Source organism: Paludibaculum fermentans (assembly GCF_051172195.1).
Lineage (GTDB): Bacteria > Acidobacteriota > Terriglobia > Bryobacterales > Bryobacteraceae > Paludibaculum > Paludibaculum fermentans_A.
In genome coordinates, this window is sequence record NZ_JBPJAQ010000001.1 from 3672530 (window position 1) to 3698475 (window position 25946).

Below are 25946 nucleotides of genomic sequence, written 5' to 3' on the forward strand. Positions count from 1 at the left end.
GTGGCCGGCCTGGAATGGGCAGCACCGGCTACTACCAGTTTAGGCGAGAGGCTCCAGGCTGGTCCGCCGCAGCCGTCAGAAATTGCGCAGGCAGGCCCAAACAACGTAAATTGGAGGAGGTGGGATGGCCGAGTGGTTTAAGGCAGCGGTCTTGAAAACCGCCGTTGTCGTAAGGCAACCGTGAGTTCGAATCTCACTCCCACCGCCAGTCGGTTTGCCCGGGTCAGCGCCCGGCCCGGCCCAATCCTGTGACCCACTCCGCATGAGGCACGAGACGCAAGGTTCCTATTTCGCGGCCTGGCGCTTCGGCGGGAACGAATGCGGGTCAAGCGGCTCAGGCCCTCAGCACCCGTGAAACACGACGCGCCCGCCTTCCTGCAGTTCTGCATCCGGCTCTACTCCCACCCCGGCATGCGCGAGGTCTGCCTCCACCTGCAGAACTCCGCCGGAGCCAACGTAAATTGCCTTCTCCTGGCAGCCTGGGCAGCCCGCGCAGGCTACTCCATCGACTCCGCATTATGGGCCGATCTGCAGCAGCATACCGCCACCATTCGCGAGACCGCCGTACAGCCCATCCGTGCCTTGCGCAAGAAGATCAGCAAGGAACCCAAGCTGCACGAAGACCTGCGCGGCCCCATCAAGCGGCTGCTGCTTTACGCCGAACTACGCGCCGAACAGGCCGAAGAGCACGCCCTTCACAACCGCATGGCCGGGTTGGCCGCACGCGCTGAGGCCGGCGAGCCGCTGTTCAGGCACAATCTCGATACGCTCGCGATCACAGCGCCCCAGGTCGACACATTCATCCGCTTAACCCTCGAATCCGGTCTGCTGAACCCCCGGTCCTGACAGAACCCCGTCAGGCCTTCCGCGCCAGTTCCGCCTCGGCTAACTCCGAGTTCCAGAACCAGTCCAACTTCAAACCCGTGGCTTCCACCAGCGGAGCGAACCGCGGTGCGGCATAGTTCCCGGTGACAAACTGCGCTCCATGGTTGGGCAGCGTATAGCCGCCCGGCACGGTAGAACAGTCCAGGGTGAACAGGCACCCGCCGCCCTGAGCCATGCGCAGGCAAAGTTCGAACTCCTCCCGCGTGCTCACGAACGGGCGAACATCGGGGAAACGCACATTGTGCAGCGCGATCAGCGCCAGAAACTCATCGTCCGTCGGCGCATACGAGAACTCCCGGAAAGTGGAGCCCGGCGCTGCTTTCAGCCGCGGTACACCCAGGATATTGCAGCCTCGCCCGTAGGTGTCCCGCAGCCACTGCTGGTGCCGCAGCAGCATCGACCAGTCACGGCGCCAGTCGGCCAGGCCGCTCAATACGCCGTAGCCCACCCCCTCCAGCTCCGCCTGGATCATCCGGTCGAAGCTGTCGAGCCGGTGCCGGAAGTCCGACTTGGTCTGGGTCCCAGGGTGCAATTCGGCATACCTGGCGGGATCGTAGGTCTCCTGCCAAACCACTGAAAACGTGAGTCCAACATCCTTCAGCGCTCGATACTCGTCGACGCTCATCGGTTCCGCGCTCAGGCCCACCGTGTGCCCGCCGTGGCGCTCGACAATCCGGCGGGTCAATGCAATGTGCCGCGTGATGTCGGCATGGGTCAGCATGGGGTCGCTCGCATACACCAGCTCCACCGCGCGTAGCCCCTCGGTTTCCACCAGGAATTCCACTTCCCGGGCCAAATCCTCGTCAGAGAGCCGCACCCTCTTCAATCCAGGGTCGCTGCTGCCCGCGCGGTAGTTGCAGTAAGTGCATTTCTCCTTGCAGATGCTGGTGACGTACAGCGGCGAAACGGGGAAGACCGTGTTTCCGAACTGCGCGAACTTCGTTTCACGGCTGCGTGCCAGGAGGGCCTCCAACTGCACCGGATCGGAGCCGAATTCAGCCTGGTCCAGGGGTGCGTCGGGGGCTGTGGACACTGCCCCCCAGAGGGAATCGAACGCTTGGGAGAACATAAGGATCGGATACGTGCCTGCTTCCAGGCTAGCGGATTGCGCGCCACCAGCGCTAACCGGGGCGGCCGGTCATCCCCCGAGCAGGGCCCTCACGGTTTGCAGCAGGGCCGTCGGGGAAAACGGTTTCTGCAGGAATGAGGCGCCGCTGGCGGTCAGCACCTCGGCGGAATTGGCGTGGTTGGTATAGCCGGACATCAGCAGGATCTTTGCCGCCGGCGATACCTGGCGGATAGCCGCGGCCAGTTCGTGCCCTGACCGCTCCGGCATCACGACATCGGAAATGAGCAGGTCGAAACTGGAGTCGCTCCAGCTCTGCAGGGCGCCGCTGTACCCCTCAGCCTCCTCCACCACATAGCCCGCCTCCCGCAGCACCGAGACGACAAAGGAACGCACCTCCGGCTGGTCGTCCGTGACGAGAATGCGGCGCCCCGCCGTACCGGACAGCAGCAGCACAGTCTCCTCCATCAGCTCCGACGCTGGCTTGGCCGCATCTGAAATCGGCAGCAGTACGGTGAAAGTGGTTCCTTTTGTCTCCTCGCTCAGCACCGCCACACCGCCGCCGCTCTGGTGCACAACCCCGTACACCGTGGCTAGACCCAGCCCCGTGCCCCGTCCCTTTGCCTTGGTCGTGAAGAAAGGCTCGAAGATGTGTTTCATCGTGCTCTCGTCCATGCCAACCCCGTTGTCACGGACTTCCAGCCAGGCGTATTCGCCCAGGGTCACGCCCAGGCGCCGGCACTCTGTCTCGTGCACCACCGAGCGCCGCCCTGTGCTCAGCTCCAGCAATCCGCCGTGCGGCATGGCATCGCGCGCGTTCAGCGCCAGGTTCATGACGATCTGGCTGAGCTTGGCGGCATCCGCCCTCAGCGGCAAGGCCGTCACTGACAGGTTCAGCCGCAGGTGGATCGAAGGATCGAGCAGCCGTCCCAACAACTCCGCGTTTTCACGCACCGCTTCATTCAAGTCGAGCACGGTTGTTTCCAGCAACTGCCCGCGGCTGAACGCCAGCAACTGCCGCGTGAGTTGGGTCGCGCTGCTGGAGGCTTTGAGAATGCTCTGCAGCGGCGCCTCCGCTTCGTGGCCCGGGCTCATTCCGTGCAACAGCAGTTCACAGTTTCCGCTGATCACCGTCAGCAGGTTGTTGAAATCGTGCGCCACCCCGCCGGCCAGCCGCCCCAGGCTCTCCAGTCGCTGCGACTGCTGCGCCCAGGTCTCCATGCGCCGCGTGTCGGTAATGTCGCGCAGGAACAGCACCGAGCCGCTGGTCCGTCCCCCCGCCGTGAGGATGCCGCTGGCGGAGGCCAGCCAGTACGCGGGTTCCCTGTGTTCCTGCCGGATTTCGATCTCGGCAATCCGCTGCCGCCCGGATTCGCCGGGCTGCGCCAGTTGCAACGCGGAATGCACCTGGTCCGGCAGAACCTCCGCCGCGGGCCGCCCCAGCACGGCGCCGTCCGGCTGCGAGAGGATGCGCAGGGCTGCCGGGTTGAGATAGGTCAGGCGGCCGCTTAAATCGACCGCCAGAATCGCATCGCGCGACTGCGAGAGCAACTGGCTCTGGTACTGCAGTCGCTGCTTGGCGCGCCGCAGTCGCAGCAGGCTCCACAACAGGACACCGGCTGCGGCGGCCAGCAGAACTACGGCGAAGGTCAGGCTCAGGACAGCCTTGCGCGCCTCCGCCGCCGCCTCCAGCGTCCTGATCTCGCTGCTCGAGACACCCCAGCGCAGCATGATGGCCGTCAGGCTGCCGTCCGCCACCATCGCCCCAATCTGCGTTCGGATCGCCTCCGCCGCGGCCGATGCGGTTTCATCATCCAGACGGGTCGCCAGTCCGAAGCCCACATTCAGGGCCGGCCTCGAGGTGAGCGCAATGCCCCTATCGGCACAGTCCGTGGCGGGCATCGTTGAGCCGGCGCCGATGACATAGCTCTCGGGAATCAGCGCCGCCGGAAACTCCCCCGAACACACCCGGCGCAGCACCGCCTCATTCGTCGGAATCGACTGGATGCGCGCCTGCGGAAACAGGTTGTGGGCGAGCTGGAATGTCAGGCCATTGCCCCTCACCGCCAGCAAGAGGCCTGTGCCCTGGTCTTCCAGCCTCGACCTGGACGATGGCACAAACACCAGCCAGTACGGCAGCTCCAGCCACGGCTCGGTAAACCGCATGGCCCGCTGGCGATGCGGCACAATACCGGCCAGCGGCCAGATGTCCGCCGTCCGTTCATACAGCGCTTTTTCGGGACCTCGCTCGTCGTTTACCCAGAGAATCGGCAACCCCGCTCGCCGGGCCGCCTCCGTCGCGATATCCAGCGCCGGCCCCTCCGGCACGTTGCCTTTCAATCCGTACCACGGCGGCGAACCCTGCATCCCCAGGCGCAAAGTCGTCCGCCGGGCCTTTCGGAGCGAGCGCACACGGTTCAACTCAATGCATGTGATCAGAATCGCCAGGCTGGCCGCCAGAATGCCCGCCCCAATACCAATTGCTTTACGCCGCAACACCCGGTATTCTCCGGCCACGCGTGCGATATTGCGCGAATTGCGGGGCAATCACTGGGGCAGTCCTGTTCCAGGCTCGACGGCGGCCGCATGGCCGTAGCACAGAACTTACCATACAAACTGATACGGATGCGTACCCGGGCCGCCGCACCAGCGCCTCAACGCACCAGGTTCAGGCCCCTCACCGCCAGGTCGGGCTGCTCTTCATAGGTGATCGCCCAGGGTTCTTCCGCCGCCTGGTGCCGCCGCCAGCGGAACCAGCCCAGCAGCGCCAGCAGAATGCCGCTGAATACAATCGCGCTGCGCCAGGAATGGTGCAGCAGCACATTCGATTCCAGCACCCCGGCCATCGACGAACTGAAGCCGAAGAGGATGAAGTACGCCCCAAGCCGCACTTTCAGGTTGGCCTTGCCCGGCAGCCACGAGCAGGTGAAGGGAATCTTGTGGAACTGCCGCATGAGGATCTCCAGCAGCAGTATCGTCTCCACCAGGTAAAACCACGTGTGAATCAACGCGTTTTCCCAGCCCCAGGCCTGGACATACGCAGGCAGCGACAACAACCCGAGGGGCAAAATGCCGGCGAAGATCAGGAACTTGCGCGTTCCGCCCTCCACGGCCGGAGTCTGCTCGCCCACCGTCAGGCGGAACATCCAGTTGGCCCTCACCTCCACCGGTAATGTGAACAACACGCGCAGGCCGGCCAGCAGGAAGAATGCCAGGTCCAGCGGGATGGTGCATGTGACAGGAGAGGGCCGCAGCGTGCGAGCCGCGAATCCAGAGGCGATCATGTTCGACGCTTCTGTCAGCACCCACGACAGCCCCAATCCCAGGTAGACCGCCAGCAGCAGGCGATGTCCGCGATGCCGTGAGATGGTCCGCCACGTGAACCAGAACACCGCGCTTTCCCGCTGATCCCGCAGCAATGTGGCGTTCAGCAATTTCCGCAACGCATGCTGCACCGGCCCCGGACCCGCTGGCGCCTCCTCCTGTCCCTCCACCGCCTTGCGCATCGCGCGCCGGTAGCCGCAGGCGAAGGCCACAAACGCGACCGTGGCCGCGCCCACCGTACTCCACACCGCGCGGACGCCCAACCCGCTCTCCAGCAAGGGCGGCTGGTTCATCAGCGTCTGCCACAGCGCCAGGAACCAGTAAGCCGGCAGCCAGTGTGTCCAGTTCACCGTTCCGCTGACGGCAGCCTTCAGCCCCGGCGTCAGGAACACCACCCCGAAAGAAGCCAGCAGCGTGCAGATCTGCAGCACCGCCGAGATCTGGCGGAACCGTGCATAGCTCAACACAAGTAGCAGTAACCCCTGCAGCGCCATCGCGCCGAAGAAGACAAAGGCAGCCGACGAGGTCAGCACCGCGGCCTGCACCACAATGCCGCGCAGCACACTCTGCTGGAACATGACCGCCGGCAACAGGATGGCCGAACAGATCTGCATGGCCGACACCAGTAGAAAGAAGAACAGCAGGATCGCGTACAGCTTGGCCTCGAAGATGGTGCGCGTCGGAATCGGCAGCGACCCGAGGATAAACGCATCCCGCCGGTCTGTGAACAGCGCATCCCACCCCAGCACAACGAAGAAACCCGTGCCGGCCATTACCAGCAGAAGCAGCGTCGTCTGGTCCGAAGTGACAATCGCATTCCTCACCGCCGCCGTCATCTTGTCAGGCAGGAACGTATGGCGCAGGAACAGGATCAGCGTCAGCGTGAAGCCGAAGCCGCCCAACAGGCCGAATGCCGTGACGAACACCTGGTGCAGTTCCCCGCCGGCCGCCACCAGTTCGTGGTCGACGAAACGGTGCACGAAATGGCGCACCAGGCGGTTGAAGCGGATCTGTTCCGTGCGGGTCGTGGGCCGGCTCATTGCCGCATCGCCTCCGCCAGCCGCTGCGCCATCTCATCCGGATCCTGGCGCAGGGCCAGTTGCGTGAAAATGGCTTCCAGCGTCGGCAACGCCATCAGGCCGCGCAGGTTTTCCACTGAGTCGTTTGCGACCGCCTTCCCTTTGTGCAGGATGACGACGCGCGAACACACCCGCTCCACCGTCTCCAGTTCGTGCGAACTGAACAGCACCGTCTTGCCCGCTTCCGCCAGCGTCTGGATCAGCCGCCGCAACACCAGCGCGGAATGCACATCGAGGCCGGAAAACGGCTCGTCCAGGATCACCAGCGCCGGATCGTGCAACAGCGCGGCCGCCAGCAGAATCTTCTGCCGCATACCCTTCGAATACGAGGCAATCGCCGTGTAGCGGTCTTCCCACAGCCCGAACTCCCGCAGGAACGCCTCAATCTTCAACCACAGCCGCTGGCGGCCGATCAGGCGCAGTTCACCAGTGAGTTCCAGATACTCGGCGCCCGTCAGGTGTGGGTAGAGATACGGCTCCTCAGGCACATAGCCAAGTTGAGCCTGGAAGCCCGTCAGGTCGGCCCGGACATCGGCGCCCTGCCACAGCACATGGCCTTCACTCGGCTCCAGCAGCCCCGTGATCATCTTGACCGTCGTAGACTTGCCGCTGCCGTTCGGGCCCAGATAACCCGTGACCTGGCCAGGCAGCGCGGTGAAGCTGACATCATCCACAGCGGGGATCCCGCTGAAGCGTTTTGTAAGGCTGCGGAGTTCGAGCATTTCTGGCCCTCCGCCGCGATTAGACTCCACCCGCCCCGCGTCTGTTCCTGAACGCCCCACGCGCTCCGGCCACCGGCAAACTCCCTCTGACCCGCCTCTCCCCCTGGTGATACATTCAAAATCGCCATGACCCCCCAAACAGCCGCGCTCAGCCTTCTCCTCACAGCCGGCTTCCTCCACGCGCAAACGCAACCACCCCAGTACGCAAACCCCCTCTCCATCGAAGACTCGCGCAGCATCGCCGACCCAACCATCCTCCGTTTCCACGGCACTTATTACCTCTTCCTCTCCGGCGGCGCCCTCTGGACCTCGCCGGACCTCGTCCACTGGGCCCACCACGCCATCCAACTGCCCGGCCGCGCCGGCGTCGCCGCGCCCAACGTCTTCGAATATCGCGGCCAGGTCTACCTCAGCGGCAACGATGTCGGCTTCTATCGGGCCCCTGATCCGCTGGGCCCCTGGGAGTACGCCGGCGACATCCTCGACGAGACAGGCCGGAAGAAGCTCCTCTTCGACTCCATGGGCTTCGTCGACGCCGACGGCAAGCCTTACCTCTACTACTCCGGCGCACACAGCGACGGCATCTGGGGTGTGGCGCTCGACCCCGACAACATCACGCACTTCGCCGGGCCCGCCCGGAAACTCTTCACCTTCAACCCGGCCCATCGCTGGGAACGCTACGGCGACAACAACGAAGGCACCTCCCTCAGCTGGATCGAGGCGCCCTGGATGACCAGGCACAACGGCACTTACTATCTCCAGTACTCCTCGCCCGGCACCGAATGGAAAACCTACTCTGTCGCCGTCTACACCGGCCGCCATCCGCTGGGTCCCTTCCAGCCGGCCCCGCGGAATCCCATCCTGGTCCACAAGAACGGCCTCATCAACGGCACCGGCCACCATTGCCTGGTCGACGGCCCCGACGGCCGCCTGTGGGCCGCCTACACCATCCTCTATCGCAATCACAGCGTCTTCGACCGCCGCATCGGCCTCGACCCCGCCGGCTTCGACAAAGACGGCAACCTCTTCATCGACGGACCCTCGGAAGAGCCTCGCTTTGGACCCGGCAACGCGCCCCATCCGGCCGCCGGCAACACCACCGGCTCCGTCGCTGTTTCGCTGAACCGCTACACCTGGGCCGCCAGCAGCATGGCCCCCGGCCGCGACCCCACCTACGCCTTCGACAATAACGTCCGCACCTGGTGGCAGCCCGAAGCGGCCGACCCGCAGCCCTGGCTCATGCTCGATCTCGGCTGCCGCAACCCCGACGACGCCAACCAGGAGTTCACCATCGACTCCGCCCGCCTCCTGCTCGACACGCCCCCGCAGCGGACCGCCCTCGTCGTCGACGGCCACGACCGCACCCTCAACACCGGCCGCCGCGTTCCGCCCGTGGCCTACCAGTACAAACTCGAAGCCTCGCTCGACAACAAAACCTACCAGGTCATCGTCGACAAAACGAAAAACACCGCGGCCAGCAACGTGGAATTCGACCAGTTCCCCCCGGTTCGATGCCGCTACGTCCGCCTCACCCTCACCGGCCGGCCGAAGAGCGACCCCACCGCCCTCCTGGAGTTCACCGTCTTCGGCAAACCCTGACCACTGGGCCTCACCCCAGTCCCGCTGAGCCCCGCGCCGGCGCGATAACCTCAAAGACGGAGGTGCTCGCCCGCCATGTGGACCAAACCGGTATTCCTGTGGATCCCCTGCTGGGTGGTCTTCTTCCTCGGGCCTGGCGCCCTGCAGGCGGCGCAGGATCCTGTCCAGCCCGCCCCACCCGGTGTCCTCGTCGATGTCGGCGGCTATCGGGTGCACTTGTACTGCACTGGCTCAGGCAGCCCAACCGTTGTCGTCCTGGGCGCGGGCTTCTCGTTCGATTGGGGCCTCGTCCAGCCTGCCGTGGCCCGCACGACCAGGGTCTGCACCTACGATCCCTCCGGGACGGCATGGAGCGATCCGCCTCCGCCCGATCCGGCCGCGGGCGCCAGCGGCCCGCTCGCTCGGAGAATGCCAGGTTGCGGGCAGCGGGTCGCTGAGTTGCACGAATTGCTGAGCCGGGCCTCTATCGGCGGCCCCTATGTCATCGTTGGCTACTCCATCGGAGGCCTCTACGGACGCCTCTACGCCCGCAACTACCCTGAGCAGGTCGCCGGCATGGTGATCGTAGATCATGCCTTCCTCGACGCCCATCGCGTCGACCCCCCACCCGCACCCGCCACGAATCCGGAATCGAAGGCGCCGCCCGAGCCCCAGCGCCGCCCGCTCACCCTCCGCGAAGTCGATACCCCGCCCGTCCTGCTCTTTCAGGCCCCCATCGAACTCGGCCTCGAAGACGACCGGAACTTTCAACGCCTGCCCCAGGCCAATCGGGATCTGCACAACTGGGCCCTCTCCCGCGCGCCCATTCGTCCTACCGTCGAAACTGCGGAGGAGTGTGCCGCTGCCGTTGCCGCAGCCTCGACCCGGCCATATCCCCTTGGCTCGCGGCCGCTAGTCGTGATTAGCACGAACAACGCCTCCCCGGCCTATCAGGCACTGCAGGCCAGTCTCCTGGAACTTTCTCGTGACCACAAACAGACGATCGCCGGGGCAAGCACTCACATGGTCATCATCGACGCTCCGGAAACCATCGTCACCGCGATCGCTGAAGTAGTCGCCGCCGTCCGGACTCACTCACCGCTCCAGAAATAGCCGTACATCGCTCACCGCCCGCTCAGCCCCAGGTCGGCGTCGGAGGCTCGTTGTCCATCGTGCCCGTCCAGTCAATCCCGATATTCGCGCGGCGCCGCAGCAGCAACAGCAGTTGGCCCGTGTGGTGCTGGTTGTGACGCAGGTTGACCAGGAACATCTCCCCCACGCTGAGCGGATACCAGGGAAAGCCGCACCGTTCCAGCACGCGTTCGCTCGTCAGCTTCTTCACCGCCTCATCGCTCTTCCGCAGGCAATGCTCGGCATACTCCAGCAATTGCGCCTGCCCGAAGACCTTCTCCGGCGTCGTGATCACCCCTCCGTCCTCCTGACGGTCTCCGGGTAGAAAATGCGCCTTTTCCGTGTGAAACTCTCTCGCTTGGAACGACGCCACGTCGTCCGACAGGTATAGGTCGGTATAGAACAGCGAGTGGTAGGCAATATGCCAGAACGGCGAGCCTTCCGTCCGGTCGTCCCACAGATCCACGGGACAGGCGCCAATGGCCGCCCGTGTCATCTGGATCGCCGCGGCCAGTTGCCGGCCAATCACCGCCGGCCAGTAGTCGTTCATGCATCCTCGCTTTCGCCGCGTGCCTGCCTCTCGAAAGGCGCGCCAGTGGGTTCAATCCCTCTCTCGTGCTCCATCATACGCGGCTGTTCGCCACCGCGGAATCCACGCTAAGAAAGTGATAAGGACAGCCCTTCCGCGAACCAGGAAACACCCGCCGGGCCACTAGAGTCCGACCCTGTTACCCCATCGGCTCTACGAAGGGACGCACAACTTCTACGGCAATATGCTCGACTTGGCAATCCGGGCCCTGGCCGCCTCCAGGACACGCGCCAGCGCCCCACCGTCCACGGGCTTTGCGATGTACTCGTCCATCCCCGCCGCCAGGCAAAGTTCACGGTCCTCGGGCATCGCGTTGGCGGTGATCGCCACAATCTGTGTGTGCCTGGGCCCTGCTTCCGCCTGCCGGATCAGGCGCGCCGCTTCGAATCCATCCATCTCCGGCATCTGGCAATCCATCAGGATCACGTCAAACTGCATGCCCGCCGCCGCGCTCACCGCCTCCCGCCCGTTCTGGACAAACTGCGCCGAATACCCCAGGCGAGCCAGTTGCGATCGCAGAACTTTCTGGTTGATCAGGTTATCTTCCGCCACCAGGATCGAGAATTCACCGTTTCGCTCCGCTTCCCCTGGCGGCCTGCTGCCCTTCGGGCCAACCGGGCACGGCGCCGTCGACTCGGTCCGCAGCGTCTGGTGCAGAACGCGCAGCAAATGAGTGAACTGCACAGGCTTGACCAGGTTCCCGGCTACGCCCGCCGCGTCCAGATCCTCCACGGCCAGGGCGCCCTCCTCGGCCAGTAGGATGACGCGCGCGTCACCCAGCGAATGCTGCGCATGCAGCGCTCGCGCCAGCGCAATCCCGTCTCGCGAAGCGTGCTCCGCGCCCAGCAGCACCACATCGAAAGTGGGGACTTCACCACCGCTCGCGCCGCCTGCCCCCAGGAAGGCCTGTACATCCCTCGCCGTATCGACGGCCATCCCGGCCTGTTCCAGTCGCCGCCGCAGCAGGGCACTGCCGTGCTCGTCATCATCCACGATGAGTGCCCGCCGGCCCGCAAATTCACCAGGCGCCCCGCTCTCCCGCTGCAGCCTGGTCAGTGGCACCGTAAACCAGAAGTCCGATCCTTTGCCCGGCTGGCTGATGACCCCGATCTCGCCCCCCATGGCCACCACCAGCCGCCGGCAGATCGCCAGGCCCAGGCCCGTTCCGCCAAACCGCCGCGTCGTCGAAGAATCGGCCTGCGTGAACGCTTCAAAGATCGATCTCTGGGCCGGTTGGGGAATGCCGATCCCCGTGTCGATCACATCGAAACGGACAATCGAGACTTCACCTTCGCTCGACGAAACATCGGCCTTCACCACCACTTCGCCCACTTCCGTGAACTTGACAGCGTTGCTCAGGAGATTCAGCAGCACCTGGCGCAGTCGTCCGGGGTCGCCTCGCACCTGCGGGGGCACCGCCGCAGTCGGGTCGAACCTCAGTCGCAGGCCCCGGCTCCGGGCTCTCTCCCCTATCAGCTCAATCACATCCTCCACCACGTCTTCCAGGGCAAACGGGATCTGCTCCAGGCCCAGCTTGCCCGCTTCCACCCGCGAAATGTCGAGGATGTCGTTCAGGATCCCCAGCAGCGCCTGGCCCGAACCTCGCACCGTCTCCACCCAGTCCCGCTGCTGCAGCGTCAGGTTCGTCTCCATCAGCAGGCCCGTGAATCCAATCACCGCATTCATCGGCGTCCGCACTTCGTGGCTCATCGTCGCCAGGAACTCTCCCTTTGCCTTGGCCGCGTCCTCCGCCTTCTCTTTCGCCACCGACAATCGCGCATTGGCCTCAGTCAGTGCCCGCGTGCGGGCCACCACCTCGGACTCCAGATTCTCCGCCGATTCCGACAACCGCTTGTCGCGGATCTGGATCTCCTGCAGCATCTCGTTAAACGCAGCCATCACTGCGCCCAACTCGTCCCCTCGCTCATTCTCGATGCGCACGGAGTAATCCCGCTTGGCCGACACCTGCCGCGCCGCGGCCTCCAACTGCAGCAGGGGCGCGGAGATCCAGCCCTGCACCCGCCGTGATACGACGAGCGCAATGCCCAGCGACAGCAGTGCGAACAGTGCCGTGATCGAGGAGTACACCACCACTCGCTCGTGCAGAATCGAGAGATCCGCTTCCAGCGAGATATGGCCCACTACTTCCCGGTCGAGCAGCACCGGACGCACCACCACCAGCCCCGAAGCTGGTTCCACCCCGCTCTTCGGAGACTTTGCATCCTTGGCCGCCCCCGCCGGATCGGGCCTCGCATAACTCGCCACAAGCCGCCACCGGGCGTCAAACACAGTCGCCCGCACGATCGATCGCTCAGCCGACAGGGCCGCCAGGCTTCGCGTCACGTCCGATCGCGTATCGAACGCCATCGCCGCCGCGATATTGTTCCCCAGGATGTCCGCGATGGAGGTGCAGTTGCTCTTCAACTGTTCCTTCACCCACACCACTTCGTAGGCAATCATCCCGGCCGCCGTCAGTCCAGCCGCGATCATCCCGGCCAGCAGCGTCAAGCCCGTCAACTGCCGCCGGAGCGAGGGTGCGGCCGGTAACCACCACCTGCTAATCCACACCGTTCGCTCCTTTCCTCAGGTTGCGCGACAGGTTCAGCAGCCGGGCGCTGACGTCCAGCCGCGATGCGCGCACCGCCTGAAGATTCGTGTCGAACTGCACCTTCCGCTCCCCCACCACCAGTTCAAACATGCCGCCTATCTGCACAAACCCCGCACCATTGCCGATGGTCAAAACCGGCTGATGGCCCAGCGCCCGAACCAGTCCCCGCGCCATCTCGTATTGCGTCCCATCCACCAGCAGGACGCGGCAATGCGCCACATCCGGCTCCGTCTTGCCCTTGAAAGCGACCGTCCGGTTGCCGATCACCTTGTCCTTCGCCGCGGAGCGGACCGCCGCCCCGAATTCGCTCGGGCCCAACGTGCAAATCGACAGCGTGGTCGCATTCTCCTCCCCGGGAATCGACTCCCAATTCACCAACCGCAGGAAATTCAGTACAAACGCCGCCTTCACTTCCATCTCTTCCGCCCCCGGGACGGCCATCGCCTCACCCGAGGCCGGATGCCCACTCCCGTACACCAGCATCACTGTCCCGGCCCAGGCACTCAGCACCCGCATAGCGGCAACCGCACCCCAGCCCCGCCATCCGCCCCTGAACCAGGACGCGCGGCGCAACAAGCTCGAATTACAGGCCGGACGACCTTCAGTCATTGCGCCAGAGAAACCTCACAAACACCGACCGGCCGGCCGCCGGCAAACTCAACGTCGCGTGTTCCGGGCTCAACGGATCCTGGTAGGCCTTGTTCATCAGGTTCCGGATGCCAAATTGAACATTCATCTGCCGGAAAAGACGCGTGGTCGTCAGCGTTAAATCCGCCACGGTCGCACCAGGGAGGCGGCTCCCGTCGGCGGCCAGCCGCGTGCCCATGTACCGCACCGCGCCGCCCGCCATCAGCCGCCTGCGCAGCAACGGCACCGCGGCCCGCATCAGCCCCAGTTGCGCCGGGGAGTTCTGCAGGTAAGAGGTCGCATCCGCCCCCCTCGTTCGTTGAATCGATACGCTTGCTGCCGCCTCCAGCCACTCCGTGGGCTGTCCGTTGATCTCAAGTTCGAATCCCGTCGCTTTCGCCCTCGAAGAGTTCCGGTATTGCAGCGTATCCGGCCTCACCTGGACCCCCTCGATCAGGCCCGACAGCCCGTAGTGGAACACCGACGCCACGAAGTTCGCCTTTTTGCCCAACCGCTGCTCCCGGGTGACTTCGAATGTGTTCGCGCGCTCCGCCCTGAGTTCCGGATTCGGCTCCCAATACCGCTCGAAAGTAGAAGGATTGCGGAACGCCCGCCCGTACATCACCTTGTACGTCCGGTTCTTCCGCTCGTAAACCAGGGCCACTCGCGGCGACACGAAGGCCTTGTCCTCATTCGAGTCGTCCACCCGACCGCCCAGGTACAGGGTCCATCGCGGGAACAGGCGCACCTCCTGCTGCGCGAAAAGGCCGGCCCTCGCACGCCGGTGGCTGATCCGGAAGTTGTCCTGCCGCGTAATGCCGTCGCCTGATGTCGTGACGTCGAAGTTGTATTGGGTATTGCGGAGGTCCACGCTGCCCTCCGCGCCCAGCGTCAACGTGCCCAGTTTCTGGATGCCGCGCTGGTACACAAACTCGCTGCCGCCCCAGTCCCCCAAAGCGCCGTCGTAATTCCGAATTCCCTCGCCGTAATCGTAGATCGCGTCATAGCGGTACTGGTCATAGTGGATTCGCCACCGCACGGAACTGTCCTCGCCCAGGTCCCGGTGCCACGCCGCCTCCACGAAGTTACGGGATTCCAGGTCCGTGGTCCCTGTGTTCCCGATCTCCGTCTTGTACCATCCGGTCGTTGCCTCCGCCAGGTGTTGACCAAAGACCGCCGTCACAGACCACTCACCCCAGGCCAGATTCGCGAACAGGTTGTAACCCTCGCCATTGCCGCCGCGATCCACGCCGGTCGGTGTCAGCCCCGCCTCGCCCGGCCGTTGCAGTTCAATCCGCCGCCCGGCCACCCTCGAGGCCGTCGCCGAAATCAGCAACCCGGCATTCCGCCCCAGCGAGGTCGCGCTGGTCACACTCACCCGCTCGTCCCCGAATGTGCCCGCGTCCAGGCTCGCACTCAGGCCGTCAGCCGTCTTGGGCGTCTTGGTAATGATGTTGATGGTCGCGAAAACCCCGTTGCTGCCATACAGGGCGGAAGAAGGCCCACGCACAATCTCGATTTGATCCACCAGGTCGAGACTCAGGGGAAAATCCTCGCCAAAGTAGTACATCGCGCCATAGACGTTATCCGTCATGCTGTGCCCGTTAATCAGCACCAGAAAGCGCATGTTGAAGTCGCCCAGCAGCGAAAATCCCCGGGTGCCCATGAACCGGAACGGCCCATCGGAGCTGGGATAGAAGCCTCGGACGTTCGATAGCGCCTCGGAAAGGGTCCGGTACCCAAACTTCCTGATTTCGTCCGCGGTCACGATGGTGACGTTCGCTGGAGCATCCTTCAGGGATTGTTTTCTTAGTGTTGCAGTCTGTACCTGGAGGTCCATCAATTGCTCAATGGGCATCGAGTTCAAGTCGGGCGGAGGCTTTCCGGGTGGCTCCGCACCCATCGCAAAGGCGCAGAAGAGTCCTGCTGCGAGCAGGGTAGTGGACCTCGACATCTTAATATAGGTATCGACGATCGCCAGTTGCCGCTTTAGCCGGATCCGTGACCGCCGTTTGTTCTCGGGCCCGGGATCGGGAACCTCACGGGAAACCGGGCCGTGCCGCCGCGGCGCGCGGAAACTCAACCGTCCTCCCTGGAATCAGTACTCTTCCGTGAGGCCAGTAACTTCCCGTGGAGTAATCTTACGTGGGGCATGCCCCCAGGCTTGCGGGCCGGCAATCGTGCCGGCCATCTTCTCAAGCCTCCGCAACCAGCAGGGCACCCCCCCAAACTCAACCAATGACACCCTCCATCTGACACCCATCCCAGCTCAACAGCTTAGACTTCGCCCTCAGAGGGGGATACCCAATTCAGCAATCAGCGCCCTGGCGCCAGTCGTCCCAACGCCCCAACGGCGCATTCGGAAAGGTTCAGCTTCGGCGCGAGTCGATGAGTTCGCCCACGCCAGGGTAGGGGACCAGGATCAGGTGCATAGGGCTCGACTACGAAACCCGAGCTGGCACGCGGTTCCGCCGGGTGTGAGGTGGTCGGCCCCGCCAGCCGCAACACATCGGGCAATTCCGGGCATCCTGATGCTAAAGTGCAGAGGAATATCCTGGCTTCTCAAGGAAGGCTCGATGAGGATGGGTCAGCCGACTCCGTCTCCCCGGCAGAGCCCGCTTGCGCAGTCTCGGCAGAGCTGGCTCAGGTTCTCCATCGCGCTCTGGATCGCAGACCGGCCTCAAGCAGCCCTTCGCATAAGTGGCCAGGCGCCGCAGGTTGGCACAACATTTGAAGTTTCAATACCGCTGCAAATGCAGCACCAGGGAGCAGCATGAGCAAATTGTTTCCCATCATCCTGGCGACCATCGCCATCGCGCTAGGCCAACAGGCGCAACCCAGGAAAGTTGTATTCGTTTGTGAACATGGGGCCGCAAAAAGCATCATCGCCAAAGCCGAGTTCGAACGGCTCGCCAAAGAGAAAGGCATTGCGGTGCGAGTGGTTTCGCGCGGCACGACTCCTGATGCCGAGATTGCTCCAGGCGTTCGCAAGGGACTTCTTGCCGATGGTACGGACCTTGGTTCAGCGAAGCCCGTGAAGATCTCCGCGAAAGACCTCGAAGGCGCCGCCGCGGTCGTGACGTTTGGACCTGACCTTGCGGAATGGAATCCGAAGGGTGTCAAGACCCTGGATTGGAGCGCAACCCCTTCGCCCAGCAAGGATTACCGCGAAGCACGAGATTACATCCGGAAACAGGTGCAAGCGCTCGTAGGCGAAATCCAGAAGTGAACGGCGGCGAGCCGTTGGTGGATCGCCAACCGGGGCAATTGGATCGGTTGTCGCGGGAAACGCTGGCCGGGAGGCGCCCCGGCCGCCGCCTGGGTCGGGTTTCGCGGTGGAGTACATTCCGACTGGCTCTCAGTCTGTTCCCTTTTCAGTACTTGTCGAACAGGTGAGGAGACGCACGCATCCTGCCACGTCCGGAAATAGACAAACCACTCATCGCCGGCTTGTATCGGTACGTGCGATGCGATGCTACGGGTCTTCTGGTCAGCGGAGACGGCCGGCAATTGACCAGGTCTCGGCCGAACTAGTCTGTACTGAGCGGCTAACTCAACGAAGGACTGATCAGACACAACCGCCAGATTCTCCTGCTGCGGAAGGCTCTCCGCCGAATTTCCTGGAAAGCCGAAGATCCACGGTTCCTAGTCGAAACCACACCCCTGTCCGTCGCCCTCGAACGCGATTGCGAGGCCGCGCGACAATACTCGTCGGCCACAAGCCGGTGTTCTCCTGCCGCTAATCCATGGAAGGTCATGTCGGCAATGCCGTATCCATCTCGCGCCAACTCGTCCCATCCGCCTGATCGTGCAGGGCCCGCGCCGCCTGCACGCGTTCGATGTTCGCCTCGGCCCAGCCACAAATGGCTCCAACCAGATCGCACAACGAATAGCCAAGATCCGTCAGCGTGTACTCCACGCGAGGCGGCACGCTGGCGTAGATCTTCCGAGTCACAAGCCCGTCCCGTTCCAGGCTGCGGAGCGTGTTGGTTAAGACCTTCTGGGAAATTCCATCAACGGAACGACGAATCTGGGCAAAGCGCATTGTCCCGCAGGAGAGCCGCCGGATCACCAGCACCGTCCACTTGTCAGCAATTCGGTCCAGCACCTGGCGCGTTGGACATTTACTATTGAACACATCCCAGGGAGCCTTGGTTTCCAAAAGGTGACTATCGCTCATTAAGGTGCCTACTTGTGATTCTATCCCAGGTATCAAAGAATCGAGGGAGGAGAACTTCATGAACCAACCCATCCTGATTACAGGAGCGTCCGGCGTCCTGGGCCGCGCGCTCGTCAATGCGCTCGTGAGTGGCGGCCTCGCGGTTCGGCAGGCAGTTCGCAATCCCGAAAAGGCCCCGTCCGGCGAGACGTCGGTTCGATTCGACTACCACGTTTCATCCACCATCGCCCCAGCTCTCTCCGGTGCGAGAGGCCTCCTTCTGATCTCCCCCTCCCTCGAGCCGGACGCACCGGCTCTGCTCCGTCCCGTCGTGGAATGTGCGAAGGCGTCGGGCGTGCAACATATCGTCTTCATTTCCGCCTTCGGCGCGAACTTCAACGAGCAGGCCCCGCTGCGCGTCGTCGAGCATATCGTGATGGATTCCGGAGTCCCCTACACGATCCTGCGGCCGAACTTCTTCATGGAGAACTTCTCGGAGGGCTTCCTGGCGGGCGGTATCAAGGGTACGGGCGGAATCCACCTGGCGGCGGGGGACGGCAAGACCAGCTTCATCTCGGTGCGCGATATCGCCGCCGTGGCGCTGGCCGTGTTCCGCGACTCGTTGACCGGCAAGGAGCTTGATTTGACCGGCCCCGAGGCGCTGGACCACCTCGAGGCCGCGAAAATTGTCAGTGAAGTTTCGGACCGCGCGGTGGCTTATCACGCCCTGACCGAGGAGCAGATGGTGGATGGGGCTCGGGGACTCGGGATGCCCGAGTCGGCGATCGGCTACCTGACCGTACTCTACAGCGTGGTGCGCGCCGGCTATGCCGCGCCGGTAACTCCGGTTGTGGAACAAGTCGTCGGCCGCAAGCCAATCACCTTCCGGGCGTTCGCCCAGGCGAACGTCGCGGCCTGGAAATGAATCGGCGTCAACTCCTCCAAACCGGCTTCGCGGCAAGCGGGGCCCGTCTTCTCGCGGGCCGCGCCAGCGCCCAGGATGCCGGCGCAACCATTTACCTGAATTCTGCGATTGGGGTCGACACGAAGCCCGGGTCCAGGGATAAGCCCCTCAAGACACTGGCCGCCGCTGCACAACGCGTCAATGCCGGCACGGGCGTTGGAGCGATCACCGTCGTCCTGTCGGACTGAGTCTACGCTGTGGGCGAACCCGCGCTCTTCAAGCCCGCCAACCGGTCGTTCACCAGGGATGCCCGCCTGACCGTGCGCGCCGAGGTTCTGCCCGACGACCCCGCCTGGTCGCCGCGGAACCTGCCGGTGATCATCCACACGCTGCCGCTCTCGCCAAATTGAATGGGGCGCCCCGCCCCGTTCGGAGGCGTGGCGTACGGAATGCAATTCGAAACCGCCCACGCCACAGTGCAAGGCCTGAAGATCCTCGGCACGCCGCATCTGGAGGGCCCAAGCCAAAGCTCCATTGAGAAACGAGGCCGCGAAGCCAAGGCTTCATCCATGGCAGGGCAGCCTCCCAAGCCCTGTGGGCAGGCGCCAGTGCTGTGTGGGAAGGTATCAGTGCCTTGTGAGGTGGACTTTATCCGCATGTGGGGTGGGCTTCAGCCTGCGGAGGACTTTAGGCCTCCTCTTCGAACCAGGAACTGCGCAGCAGGGCAAGTACCACCCGCCCCGGCTTTCTTCGCTCGCTATCCACCTGGGCAGCAAGTCCAATCAAATACGCCATCGCAATCGCGAATCCTTCGAGTCTCCAGTTGCATATATAGCATTTGAGTCAGATAAAGCATATACTGGTCGTGGAAGGATGACCATGCCACGGAACAAAGAGACCCAAATACCGCTGGCGATCTCAGGGACCGACCAGAGACAGGTGCTGGAACTCTATCAGAAGATCCAGCGAAGCCGAGCCAAGCTGGTCGGGCCGGATGGCAGGACGCAGAGCCTGCCGGTCTCCCTCTACGAGTTCCTGGTGAAGCTGATTGCGGATCTGTGCGAGGGCCAGTCGGTTGCTATCGTCCAGAACGACGCGCAACTCACCACGGTCGAGGGCGCGCGAATGCTCGGCATCTCGCGGCAGTTCCTCATCAAGCTACTGGAGCGCGGCGACATGCCCCATCACATGGTGGGGACGCACCGCCGCATCTATGTCCGCGACCTCCTGGCGTACAAGGCCAAACGGGATTCGAACCGGCGCAAGATCCTCGATGACTTGACGCGGGCCGAGGCCGGGGATGGCCTCTACGATCTGGAGCCGCCGGATGCTCGCCCAGAGTAATCAGTACATCGCCGTTCTCGACACCTGCGTGTTGGCGCCCATGCCACTCTGCGACACTCTGCTCCGCCTCGCGGAGGATCCGGCGTTCTACATCCCGAAGTGGTCCGCCGGCATATTGCGCGAGCTTCGATCCACGCTGCAGTGTATGGGCTACACGCCGGCGCAGGCAGAGCGGCGGATCTTCGCCATGGAATCCGCGTTCGAGGATGCCAGCGTCGCCGGCTACGAGTGCCTCGTTGGGGCGATGACCAATGACCCAAAGGACCGCCACGTCCTCGCGGCCGCCGTGCGTTGCGGCGCACACGCCATCGTCACGCACAACGTCAAGCACTTTCGGCCGGAATCAGCTACTCCGTACGATCTCGATATCCTCACGCCGGATGACTTCCTGGTGCATCAGTTCCACTTCGACGCCGACCTGCTAATGGAGAAGTTGACGGCCCAGGCAGCCGCGCGCGGAATAGCCTTGGACGCACTCCTGGATCGCCTCCACCAGCAGGCACCAAGCGGCGTGAAGCGTTCGCGCTGAGGTAGCGGACCCGGACCAGGCACGAGTCGACGGGCCCGAAGGTACAATGGTCCTCGTGATAATCCGGTCTGCTGCTCTCTTGTTCCTCTGGCTGGCAGCCATGGCTGGAACACCGAACAAAAAGCAGGATCCGGCACCGCCACCGCCATCCGAGTTTGCCGTGGGGCGCCGCACGTTTTTCGACTTTGGACCACCATTTGAGTTCTACGAGATAATCTCGGTCCGATCACGAGGACAGGGTGCCGAGATTAAGCGGATCATCCTGACACCGCCCGGAGATCCATGTACGCAGCCTGCCACCGTCGAAATAGCCACGGCCTCGACCACGCAGACGATTGCGGACTTGCTCGGTGGTACAAGCCCTTGCGCTATTCCTGAGAAGGCGCTGCGGCGCGAGTTGAAGCGATGCAGGAAATGCTTGGTCTTCAGCGGTGCTGATATCACGATGGCGGTGCCTTGCGGAAAACAGATGCGGCTGATCCGAATGGATATCCTGGACCGGGACATGTTCGATCCTGCGCCGAAGACGCCCGAGCATACGTCCTGGACAATGGGATTAATCGGCCGCCTTGACCAGTTGCTTGGTAGCCTCGTGATGGACCGGCCGAGTGACGAAGGTCAATAGAATCCTTGGCGGGCCGATCCAGGTCACGGGCGTGACGTTGGCGGAGTTGACGGTGAACCGCGCGAAATCCACCACTCCTATCCAATTGGCTTGGACAAACCCTGTTCCTCCTCGAAGCTCATCTGCGATCACTCCCATGCGAATCAGTCCACAGCTACCTGTGTGAGGTGTAGCGGCACGGCGGAGCACCCGTTGTCAGGTTGGCGCAGGCTTCCGGGAAGGGTGTCCGGCGAAAGCTATCCCTGCCGGTCAGCGACACGCCGCCCGATCACGGTTGTGTGGAGCCACTTCGTTTGGTAGTTTGGGGGATGCTGCGCGTTGTGCACAACTCAGCATGACCGTCGAGGACCTTCAGTAGTTCCAATCGGGCCCGACAGAACGATCGAGATTTGGATCTGGCACGGTAGCTTCGCGGATAAATGCCGGAGCTGCCTGCGATTCCTGTGTTAAGGATCGAAGGAACTCCGATGAAGGTCGCCCCAATACTTTCGATCTATACCTTCCTTCTTCTGCTCGTACCCAGCGCCAGAGCTCTCAATCCGGATCGCGACATCCACCAACTCGCGCACCGGTCTTGGAGCGAAAAGGATGGGTATCCGGGCAGAGCGCAGGCCTTGGCACAGACCACGGATGGATTTCTCTGGATAGGTACGGATAACGGTCTGTTTCGATTCGACGGCGTTCGTTTCGAGCGCTATGTCCCGAAATCGGGAGACAGGCTTTCAGAAGGCCCGGTGCGTGGCTTGCGGGCGCTGAAGGATGGCAGTTTGTGGATCGCTTATCGGCTCGAGAACAAGATCTGTGTCCTGCGTAGCGGCGACGTCAAAGGATATGACACGTCTGATGGTGTAACGTCAAACCCTACCAGCATCGTCCAGGACCACGAAGGCACCATTTGGGCAAACACCGAGGCCGGAGTTATACGTTTCAACGGTACGCGATGGGAGCGCATTGGTAAGAATTGGAACTTCCCGGAAGATGTGCCCCACATCACTTCAGATGTATTGTTCGTCGATAGCCACGGAATTCTCTGGGCAGGCGTCAACAACACTGTACTGTACCTAAAACAAGGATCGAAGCGATTTGAACCGACAGGTGCCTATGCCGGTTTCTCGGCCTCCATCGGGGAGGCACAGGACGGAACAATATGGCTATCGGACATCCTAAGCTATGTACGGGCCATTAGCACATCCGTGAGTCCGAGATCCGCCGCGATTGCCAAATGCGAGGTGGAGACCCCTAAAGGGACACCCCCCAAGTGTCTTAGCGAAGATCGGTTAGTAGTGAAGATTAGGACCGCCGCCCATCTTCTTTTCGACCGTGATGGAAGTCTTTGGATGTCGACGGATACTTCCGGAGTGGTCCGCGTCCCACACCGCGCACTGCACACGCAGGGGCCACTTTCGAAGACCAGCGATGTCGTGCAGACGTTCACTTCGAGGGATGGTTTAAGTGCCGACAGCAGTACTCCCATACTCGAAGACCGGGAGGGAAATATCTGGGTAGGAACGCGGGATGGACTGGACCAGTTCCGTGATACTGCCTTGGTTCCGGTTGTCCTGCCAACATCTCTATATCGGGTCGCGGTGGCGCCCGCTGACGGCGGTTATGTCTGGGTTGTAGGCAGTTGGGCTTATGCTGGCAAGACCCACGGCGACTACGGTGAAGTATCATTTGTCCCCTCCGGTGCCTTCAAACCTTATCGAGATCCCCGTGCCGTTAACTGGTTCTTGAGTGACGCGCTGGAACAATGGAAGAACGGCGGCTTCCGAAAGGTGGCCACGGCTCCATATAGTCACGGCGGGGGCGGGTCAGGCTCATGGCAGGTTGCGGGTGACAGGTCAGGAACGCTGTGGGCGTTTTCCAGCGGTCATGGGTTCTTCTCTTTGGAGCCCGACCATTGGAGGCCCTGGCCGACTGCGCCTGAAGTCGCGAAGCAGCGAGTCGTGAACATGTTTTCCGACAGCTCGGGTCGAATCTGGGTATCAACCTACGAAGGCGACATCATCACGATGGATAGAGGCACCGTTGTGGACTATCCCGTCAAGCCGGATACGCCCCTGCGCTATGTCAAGGCCTTCGCCGAGCGTGCTCCCCAGCAGATATGGGCGGGCGGTGCAGGTGGTCTGGTTATGATCGACCGAGGTCGCTTTCGCCATATGAAACCGGCTGCTATGGATTCATTGGAAGACATTACCGGAATTGTCGATGCAGGGAACAATGGGCTTTGGCTCAACACCGCGGCTGGTGTCATTCACGCCTCCAAGGATGAGGTGGATCGGGCTTTGAATGATGCCTCCTATCGCTTTCAGTCGGAGCAATTCGGATTCTTTGATGGCCTTCCGGGACAGGCGGAGAATATCTACCCATATCCAAAGGCAATACAAGGAACAGACGGCCGGATATGGTTCACGGCGACAAAAGGCCTCGCCTGGATCGACCCGAAAGTGACTCCAAAGAGAAATACGATTCCGCCGGCAGTTGCGATTACCTCCTTATCGGCGGATGGTTCACTCTATCCGCGATTGGCCGATATGCGACTCCCCGCGCATACCTCGAACGTTCAAATTGACTACACTGCATTGAGCTTATCCGTACCCGAGCGCGTTCGTTTTCGTTACAAACTGGACGGAGCCGATAAGGGATGGCATGACGCCGGTACGCGCCGCGAGGCTTACTACAGCAATCTGGGGCCTGGGTCGTATCAATTTCGCGTGATCGCCTGCAACAACGACGGGGTGTGGAACGAGGCAGGTGCCTCACTCGCTTTCGCCATTGCTCCTGCATATTTTCAGACTCGTTGGTTCCTGGCGTCGTGCGCGGCCGCTTTTATGGGATTGCTGTGGGGCCTGCATCGGATCCGGCTCCATCAGATTGCCAGGCAATTCACCGTGCGTCTTGGGCTGCGTGTGGATGAGCGAACTCGGCTCGCCCGCGATCTGCATGACTCCCTCTTGCAGGGTTTTCAGGGGCTGATACTCCGGTTTCAAGCGCTCTATGAGTTGCTTCCGCCGGGGGAAGCAAAGGAAGAACTGGAGCAAGCCCTCGACCGCGCGGATCAGGTAGTCGCTGAGGGTCGCAAGGCCGTTCATGATTTGCGCTTGTCTACTGTCCTCAGCAACGACCTGCCGCCCGCGGTGAGAGCCATGGGCGACGAACTGTCCGGTGAAAGTTCGGCGACGTTCGGCTTCTTAGTCGAGGGCCGGGTTCATGAACTCCACCCGATCGTCCGCGACGAGGTTTATCGCATTACGCGCGAGGCGCTTCGAAATGCCTTCCGCCATGCCCAGGCGCGTCATATTGAAGTGGAGATCATCTACGACGAGCGCTGCTTCCGATTGCGAGTTCGTGATGACGGAGCAGGTATTTCACCCGCAATTCTCGAAGAAGGTCGTCCCGGCCACTACGGTGTGGCCGGCATGCGTGAACGCGCCGCCGGGATCGGTGCAAAATTGGATATCTGGAGCGGAGTGGGAGCCGGGACGGAGATCGAGTTGAATATCGCAGGCTCGATTGCTTATGGTAAACGGCCAGGTCCCTCCCGCTAAAGGTATTCCTGGAAAGAGCGAATGACTTTATGATCCGAATTCTGTCAGTAGACGACCATCCCGTCGTCCGCGAAGGCATCGCCGCGCTGATCGGGAGGCAATCGGATATGGAATTGGTCGCGGAAGCCTCGAACGGACGTGAAGCGGTCGAGCAGTTCCGAATACACCGTCCTGATGTTACGTTGATGGACCTGCAAATGCCGGAGATGAGCGGCATTGATGCGTTAAGTGCGATTCGCGGCGAGTTCCCGGCAGCGCGAATCGTCGTATTAACAAGCTACGCCGGTGATGTCCAGGTTTCTCGCGCTTTAAGAAGCGGCGCCCGAGGGTACCTGTTGAAGGACATGTTGAGAAAGGAACTACTCGAAACGATTCGCGCGGTTCATGCCGGCCAAAAGCGAATGTCATCAGAGAGTGCTGCCGAAATTGCAGAGCATGCCTCGGACGACTCCTTGACCCCACGGGAAACAGACGTATTACGGCTAATCTCCGCTGGAAATGCCAATAAGGAGATCGCTAAGCAATTAGGGCTTACCGAGGAAACTGTTAAGCATCACGTGAAAAACATTCTACCCAAGCTTGGTGCAAACGATCGGACTCATGCCGTGACAATCGCACTCAGGCGCGGAATCATAGCACTATAGGCGATCATATCCCTCGAATGGGGGATGGCACGGAGCCCTTCCGGGCGTATCGGCCCAAGGTGCAGATTCCATACCATGGGGTCGGGATCTACTCTGCAACGTCTATTTTCGACCTTTCCTAACAGCTGGCCTGGGGTCGGCCTCTTGCTGCTGAGGCTTGGCGTCGGTACCGCCCTGATTCATCTTGGCATCAGGCCCTTCTTTGTCACGCTCGGAACGCCAGGCATTGCCGCTCGAGATGCTATCGCGGGAGTCGGCGGCATCTTCCTGGTCGCCGGCTTGTGGACGCCCGTTGTGGGGACAGTCATCACTCTTGACGAGCTATGGATCGCGTTTTCACTTGGTCCTTCAGAGCTGGACAACCGCTTGATTCACATCATATTGGCCGTGGTGACCGCTGGGGTGGCGATGCTCGGCCCTGGTGCATGGTCGATCGACGCTCGCATTTTCGGTAGAAAGCGCTTCAAGATGGAGAATCGCAGTCGGGGTAGGAACTCATCCCTCTAGAGAGGGATCAGGGCCGCAAAAACTGGGGGACCCGATCGAGAACGATTGGGGGGTGAAACCTGCCAGGCCTACCGCCA

The 25946-nt window shown here is 62.5% G+C and carries 22 protein-coding genes and 1 tRNA gene; 14 read left to right on the forward strand and 9 right to left on the reverse strand.

From position 1 onward, the window contains the following. Positions 1–118 precede the first annotated feature (118 nt). Positions 119–208: transfer RNA gene (locus ACR9Y2_RS14925), tRNA-Ser, on the forward strand. Positions 209–351: 143 nt separating this feature from the next. Continuing rightward, the gene (locus ACR9Y2_RS14930; RefSeq protein WP_435042166.1) at positions 352–846 is read left to right on the forward strand and encodes a TIGR02444 family protein; all 495 of its coding nucleotides are present in this window, start codon (positions 352–354) and stop codon (positions 844–846) included. Between the two features lie 10 nt (positions 847–856). Here ACR9Y2_RS14930 and ACR9Y2_RS14935 read toward each other — a convergent pair whose 3' ends face one another. The 4 genes from ACR9Y2_RS14935 to ACR9Y2_RS14950 form a co-directional block, all read right to left on the reverse strand. Beyond that, a complete protein-coding gene (locus tag ACR9Y2_RS14935) occupies positions 857–1954 on the reverse strand; it encodes a radical SAM protein (RefSeq protein WP_435042168.1) in 1098 nt (365 codons plus the stop codon). 69 nt (positions 1955–2023) lie between these two features. After that, a complete protein-coding gene (locus ACR9Y2_RS14940; RefSeq protein ID WP_435042169.1) occupies positions 2024–4447 on the reverse strand; it encodes a response regulator in 2424 nt (807 codons plus the stop codon). 158 nt (positions 4448–4605) lie between these two features. Continuing rightward, positions 4606–6315 carry a hypothetical protein gene (locus ACR9Y2_RS14945; protein ID WP_435042170.1) on the reverse strand — a complete coding sequence of 570 codons (1710 nt, stop codon included), beginning with the start codon at positions 6313–6315 and terminating at the stop codon, positions 4606–4608. Next, positions 6312–7076, reverse strand: a complete 765-nt coding sequence (locus tag ACR9Y2_RS14950; protein WP_435042171.1) for an ABC transporter ATP-binding protein — start codon at positions 7074–7076, stop codon at positions 6312–6314. The genes ACR9Y2_RS14945 and ACR9Y2_RS14950 overlap by 4 nt, the downstream gene beginning before the upstream one ends. Positions 7077–7202: 126 nt before the next feature. Between ACR9Y2_RS14950 and ACR9Y2_RS14955 the strand changes: the two genes are divergently transcribed. Next, positions 7203–8675, forward strand: a complete 1473-nt coding sequence (locus ACR9Y2_RS14955; RefSeq protein WP_435042172.1) for a family 43 glycosylhydrolase — start codon at positions 7203–7205, stop codon at positions 8673–8675. Positions 8676–8750: 75 nt separating this feature from the next. Continuing rightward, complete coding sequence (locus ACR9Y2_RS14960) at positions 8751–9767, forward strand: alpha/beta fold hydrolase (protein ID WP_435042174.1); 1017 nt, start codon at positions 8751–8753, stop codon at positions 9765–9767. 22 nt (positions 9768–9789) lie between these two features. On the opposite strand, the gene ACR9Y2_RS14965 is transcribed toward ACR9Y2_RS14960, so the two are convergent. The 4 genes from ACR9Y2_RS14965 to ACR9Y2_RS14980 all read right to left on the reverse strand — a co-directional run bounded on the left by ACR9Y2_RS14965 (position 9790) and on the right by ACR9Y2_RS14980 (position 15563). Next, the gene (locus ACR9Y2_RS14965; RefSeq protein ID WP_435042175.1) at positions 9790–10335 is read right to left on the reverse strand and encodes a DinB family protein; all 546 of its coding nucleotides are present in this window, start codon (positions 10333–10335) and stop codon (positions 9790–9792) included. Positions 10336–10548: 213 nt separating this feature from the next. Beyond that, positions 10549–12942: a response regulator gene (locus tag ACR9Y2_RS14970; RefSeq protein ID WP_435042176.1), complete on the reverse strand. Its 2394-nt coding sequence runs from the start codon at positions 12940–12942 to the stop codon at positions 10549–10551. Continuing rightward, the gene (locus tag ACR9Y2_RS14975) at positions 12932–13498 is read right to left on the reverse strand and encodes a YfiR family protein (protein ID WP_435042177.1); all 567 of its coding nucleotides are present in this window, start codon (positions 13496–13498) and stop codon (positions 12932–12934) included. The genes ACR9Y2_RS14970 and ACR9Y2_RS14975 overlap by 11 nt, the downstream gene beginning before the upstream one ends. A gap of 85 nt (positions 13499–13583) precedes the next feature. Then, positions 13584–15563, reverse strand: coding sequence for a TonB-dependent receptor plug domain-containing protein (locus tag ACR9Y2_RS14980; RefSeq protein WP_435042178.1), 1980 nt, complete (start codon positions 15561–15563; stop codon positions 13584–13586). 819 nt (positions 15564–16382) lie between these two features. On the opposite strand from ACR9Y2_RS14980, the gene ACR9Y2_RS14985 reads away from it, so the two are divergent. Continuing rightward, positions 16383–16838, forward strand: a complete 456-nt coding sequence (locus ACR9Y2_RS14985; RefSeq protein WP_435042179.1) for a low molecular weight phosphatase family protein — start codon at positions 16383–16385, stop codon at positions 16836–16838. Positions 16839–17363: 525 nt separating this feature from the next. On the opposite strand, the gene ACR9Y2_RS14990 is transcribed toward ACR9Y2_RS14985, so the two are convergent. Further along, complete coding sequence (locus ACR9Y2_RS14990) at positions 17364–17849, reverse strand: winged helix-turn-helix transcriptional regulator (RefSeq protein ID WP_435042180.1); 486 nt, start codon at positions 17847–17849, stop codon at positions 17364–17366. On the opposite strand from ACR9Y2_RS14990, the gene ACR9Y2_RS14995 reads away from it, so the two are divergent. From ACR9Y2_RS14995 to ACR9Y2_RS15035, 9 genes are all read left to right on the forward strand, one after another. Further along, the gene (locus tag ACR9Y2_RS14995; protein ID WP_435042181.1) at positions 17848–18693 is read left to right on the forward strand and encodes an SDR family oxidoreductase; all 846 of its coding nucleotides are present in this window, start codon (positions 17848–17850) and stop codon (positions 18691–18693) included. The two genes, ACR9Y2_RS14990 and ACR9Y2_RS14995, sit on opposite strands and share 2 nt — an antisense overlap. Beyond that, complete coding sequence (locus ACR9Y2_RS15000; protein ID WP_435042183.1) at positions 18690–18920, forward strand: hypothetical protein; 231 nt, start codon at positions 18690–18692, stop codon at positions 18918–18920. The genes ACR9Y2_RS14995 and ACR9Y2_RS15000 overlap by 4 nt, the downstream gene beginning before the upstream one ends. 9 nt (positions 18921–18929) lie before the next feature. After that, complete coding sequence (locus ACR9Y2_RS15005; protein ID WP_435042184.1) at positions 18930–19082, forward strand: hypothetical protein; 153 nt, start codon at positions 18930–18932, stop codon at positions 19080–19082. A 469-nt stretch (positions 19083–19551) separates the two neighbouring features. Next, the gene (locus ACR9Y2_RS15010; protein ID WP_435042185.1) at positions 19552–20016 is read left to right on the forward strand and encodes a helix-turn-helix domain-containing protein; all 465 of its coding nucleotides are present in this window, start codon (positions 19552–19554) and stop codon (positions 20014–20016) included. Then, the gene (locus tag ACR9Y2_RS15015; RefSeq protein WP_435042187.1) at positions 20000–20545 is read left to right on the forward strand and encodes a PIN domain-containing protein; all 546 of its coding nucleotides are present in this window, start codon (positions 20000–20002) and stop codon (positions 20543–20545) included. The genes ACR9Y2_RS15010 and ACR9Y2_RS15015 overlap by 17 nt, the downstream gene beginning before the upstream one ends. Before the next feature lie 46 nt (positions 20546–20591). Then, positions 20592–21170: a hypothetical protein gene (locus ACR9Y2_RS15020; RefSeq protein WP_435042188.1), complete on the forward strand. Its 579-nt coding sequence runs from the start codon at positions 20592–20594 to the stop codon at positions 21168–21170. 419 nt (positions 21171–21589) lie between these two features. Then, positions 21590–24718, forward strand: a complete 3129-nt coding sequence (locus ACR9Y2_RS15025) for a sensor histidine kinase (protein ID WP_435042190.1) — start codon at positions 21590–21592, stop codon at positions 24716–24718. 29 nt (positions 24719–24747) lie between these two features. Beyond that, a complete protein-coding gene (locus ACR9Y2_RS15030) occupies positions 24748–25362 on the forward strand; it encodes a response regulator (RefSeq protein ID WP_435042191.1) in 615 nt (204 codons plus the stop codon). A 144-nt stretch (positions 25363–25506) separates the two neighbouring features. Continuing rightward, the gene (locus tag ACR9Y2_RS15035) at positions 25507–25869 is read left to right on the forward strand and encodes a hypothetical protein (RefSeq protein ID WP_435042192.1); all 363 of its coding nucleotides are present in this window, start codon (positions 25507–25509) and stop codon (positions 25867–25869) included. Positions 25870–25946 lie beyond the last annotated feature (77 nt).

Excerpts from the sequence above, each read along its gene's own strand:
- ACR9Y2_RS14980 (WP_435042178.1), bottom strand. The coding sequence starts at position 15,563 with ATGTCGAGGTCCACTACCCTGCTCGCAGCAGGACTCTTCTGCGCCTTT.
- ACR9Y2_RS15020 (WP_435042188.1), top strand. The coding sequence starts at position 20,592 with ATGGTCCTCGTGATAATCCGGTCTGCTGCTCTCTTGTTCCTCTGGCTG.
- ACR9Y2_RS14950 (WP_435042171.1), bottom strand. The coding sequence starts at position 7,076 with ATGCTCGAACTCCGCAGCCTTACAAAACGCTTCAGCGGGATCCCCGCT.
- ACR9Y2_RS14955 (WP_435042172.1), top strand. The coding sequence starts at position 7,203 with ATGACCCCCCAAACAGCCGCGCTCAGCCTTCTCCTCACAGCCGGCTTC.
- ACR9Y2_RS14990 (WP_435042180.1), bottom strand. The coding sequence starts at position 17,849 with ATGAAGTTCTCCTCCCTCGATTCTTTGATACCTGGGATAGAATCACAA.
- ACR9Y2_RS14945 (WP_435042170.1), bottom strand. The coding sequence starts at position 6,315 with ATGAGCCGGCCCACGACCCGCACGGAACAGATCCGCTTCAACCGCCTG.
- ACR9Y2_RS15025 (WP_435042190.1), top strand. The coding sequence starts at position 21,590 with ATGCCGGAGCTGCCTGCGATTCCTGTGTTAAGGATCGAAGGAACTCCG.
- ACR9Y2_RS14935 (WP_435042168.1), bottom strand. The coding sequence starts at position 1,954 with ATGTTCTCCCAAGCGTTCGATTCCCTCTGGGGGGCAGTGTCCACAGCC.
- ACR9Y2_RS15030 (WP_435042191.1), top strand. The coding sequence starts at position 24,748 with ATGATCCGAATTCTGTCAGTAGACGACCATCCCGTCGTCCGCGAAGGC.
- ACR9Y2_RS15010 (WP_435042185.1), top strand. The coding sequence starts at position 19,552 with ATGCCACGGAACAAAGAGACCCAAATACCGCTGGCGATCTCAGGGACC.
- ACR9Y2_RS14960 (WP_435042174.1), top strand. The coding sequence starts at position 8,751 with ATGTGGACCAAACCGGTATTCCTGTGGATCCCCTGCTGGGTGGTCTTC.
- ACR9Y2_RS15015 (WP_435042187.1), top strand. The coding sequence starts at position 20,000 with ATGCTCGCCCAGAGTAATCAGTACATCGCCGTTCTCGACACCTGCGTG.
- ACR9Y2_RS14975 (WP_435042177.1), bottom strand. The coding sequence starts at position 13,498 with ATGCGGGTGCTGAGTGCCTGGGCCGGGACAGTGATGCTGGTGTACGGG.
- ACR9Y2_RS14965 (WP_435042175.1), bottom strand. The coding sequence starts at position 10,335 with ATGAACGACTACTGGCCGGCGGTGATTGGCCGGCAACTGGCCGCGGCG.
- ACR9Y2_RS14985 (WP_435042179.1), top strand. The coding sequence starts at position 16,383 with ATGAGCAAATTGTTTCCCATCATCCTGGCGACCATCGCCATCGCGCTA.
- ACR9Y2_RS15000 (WP_435042183.1), top strand. The coding sequence starts at position 18,690 with ATGAATCGGCGTCAACTCCTCCAAACCGGCTTCGCGGCAAGCGGGGCC.
- ACR9Y2_RS14995 (WP_435042181.1), top strand. The coding sequence starts at position 17,848 with ATGAACCAACCCATCCTGATTACAGGAGCGTCCGGCGTCCTGGGCCGC.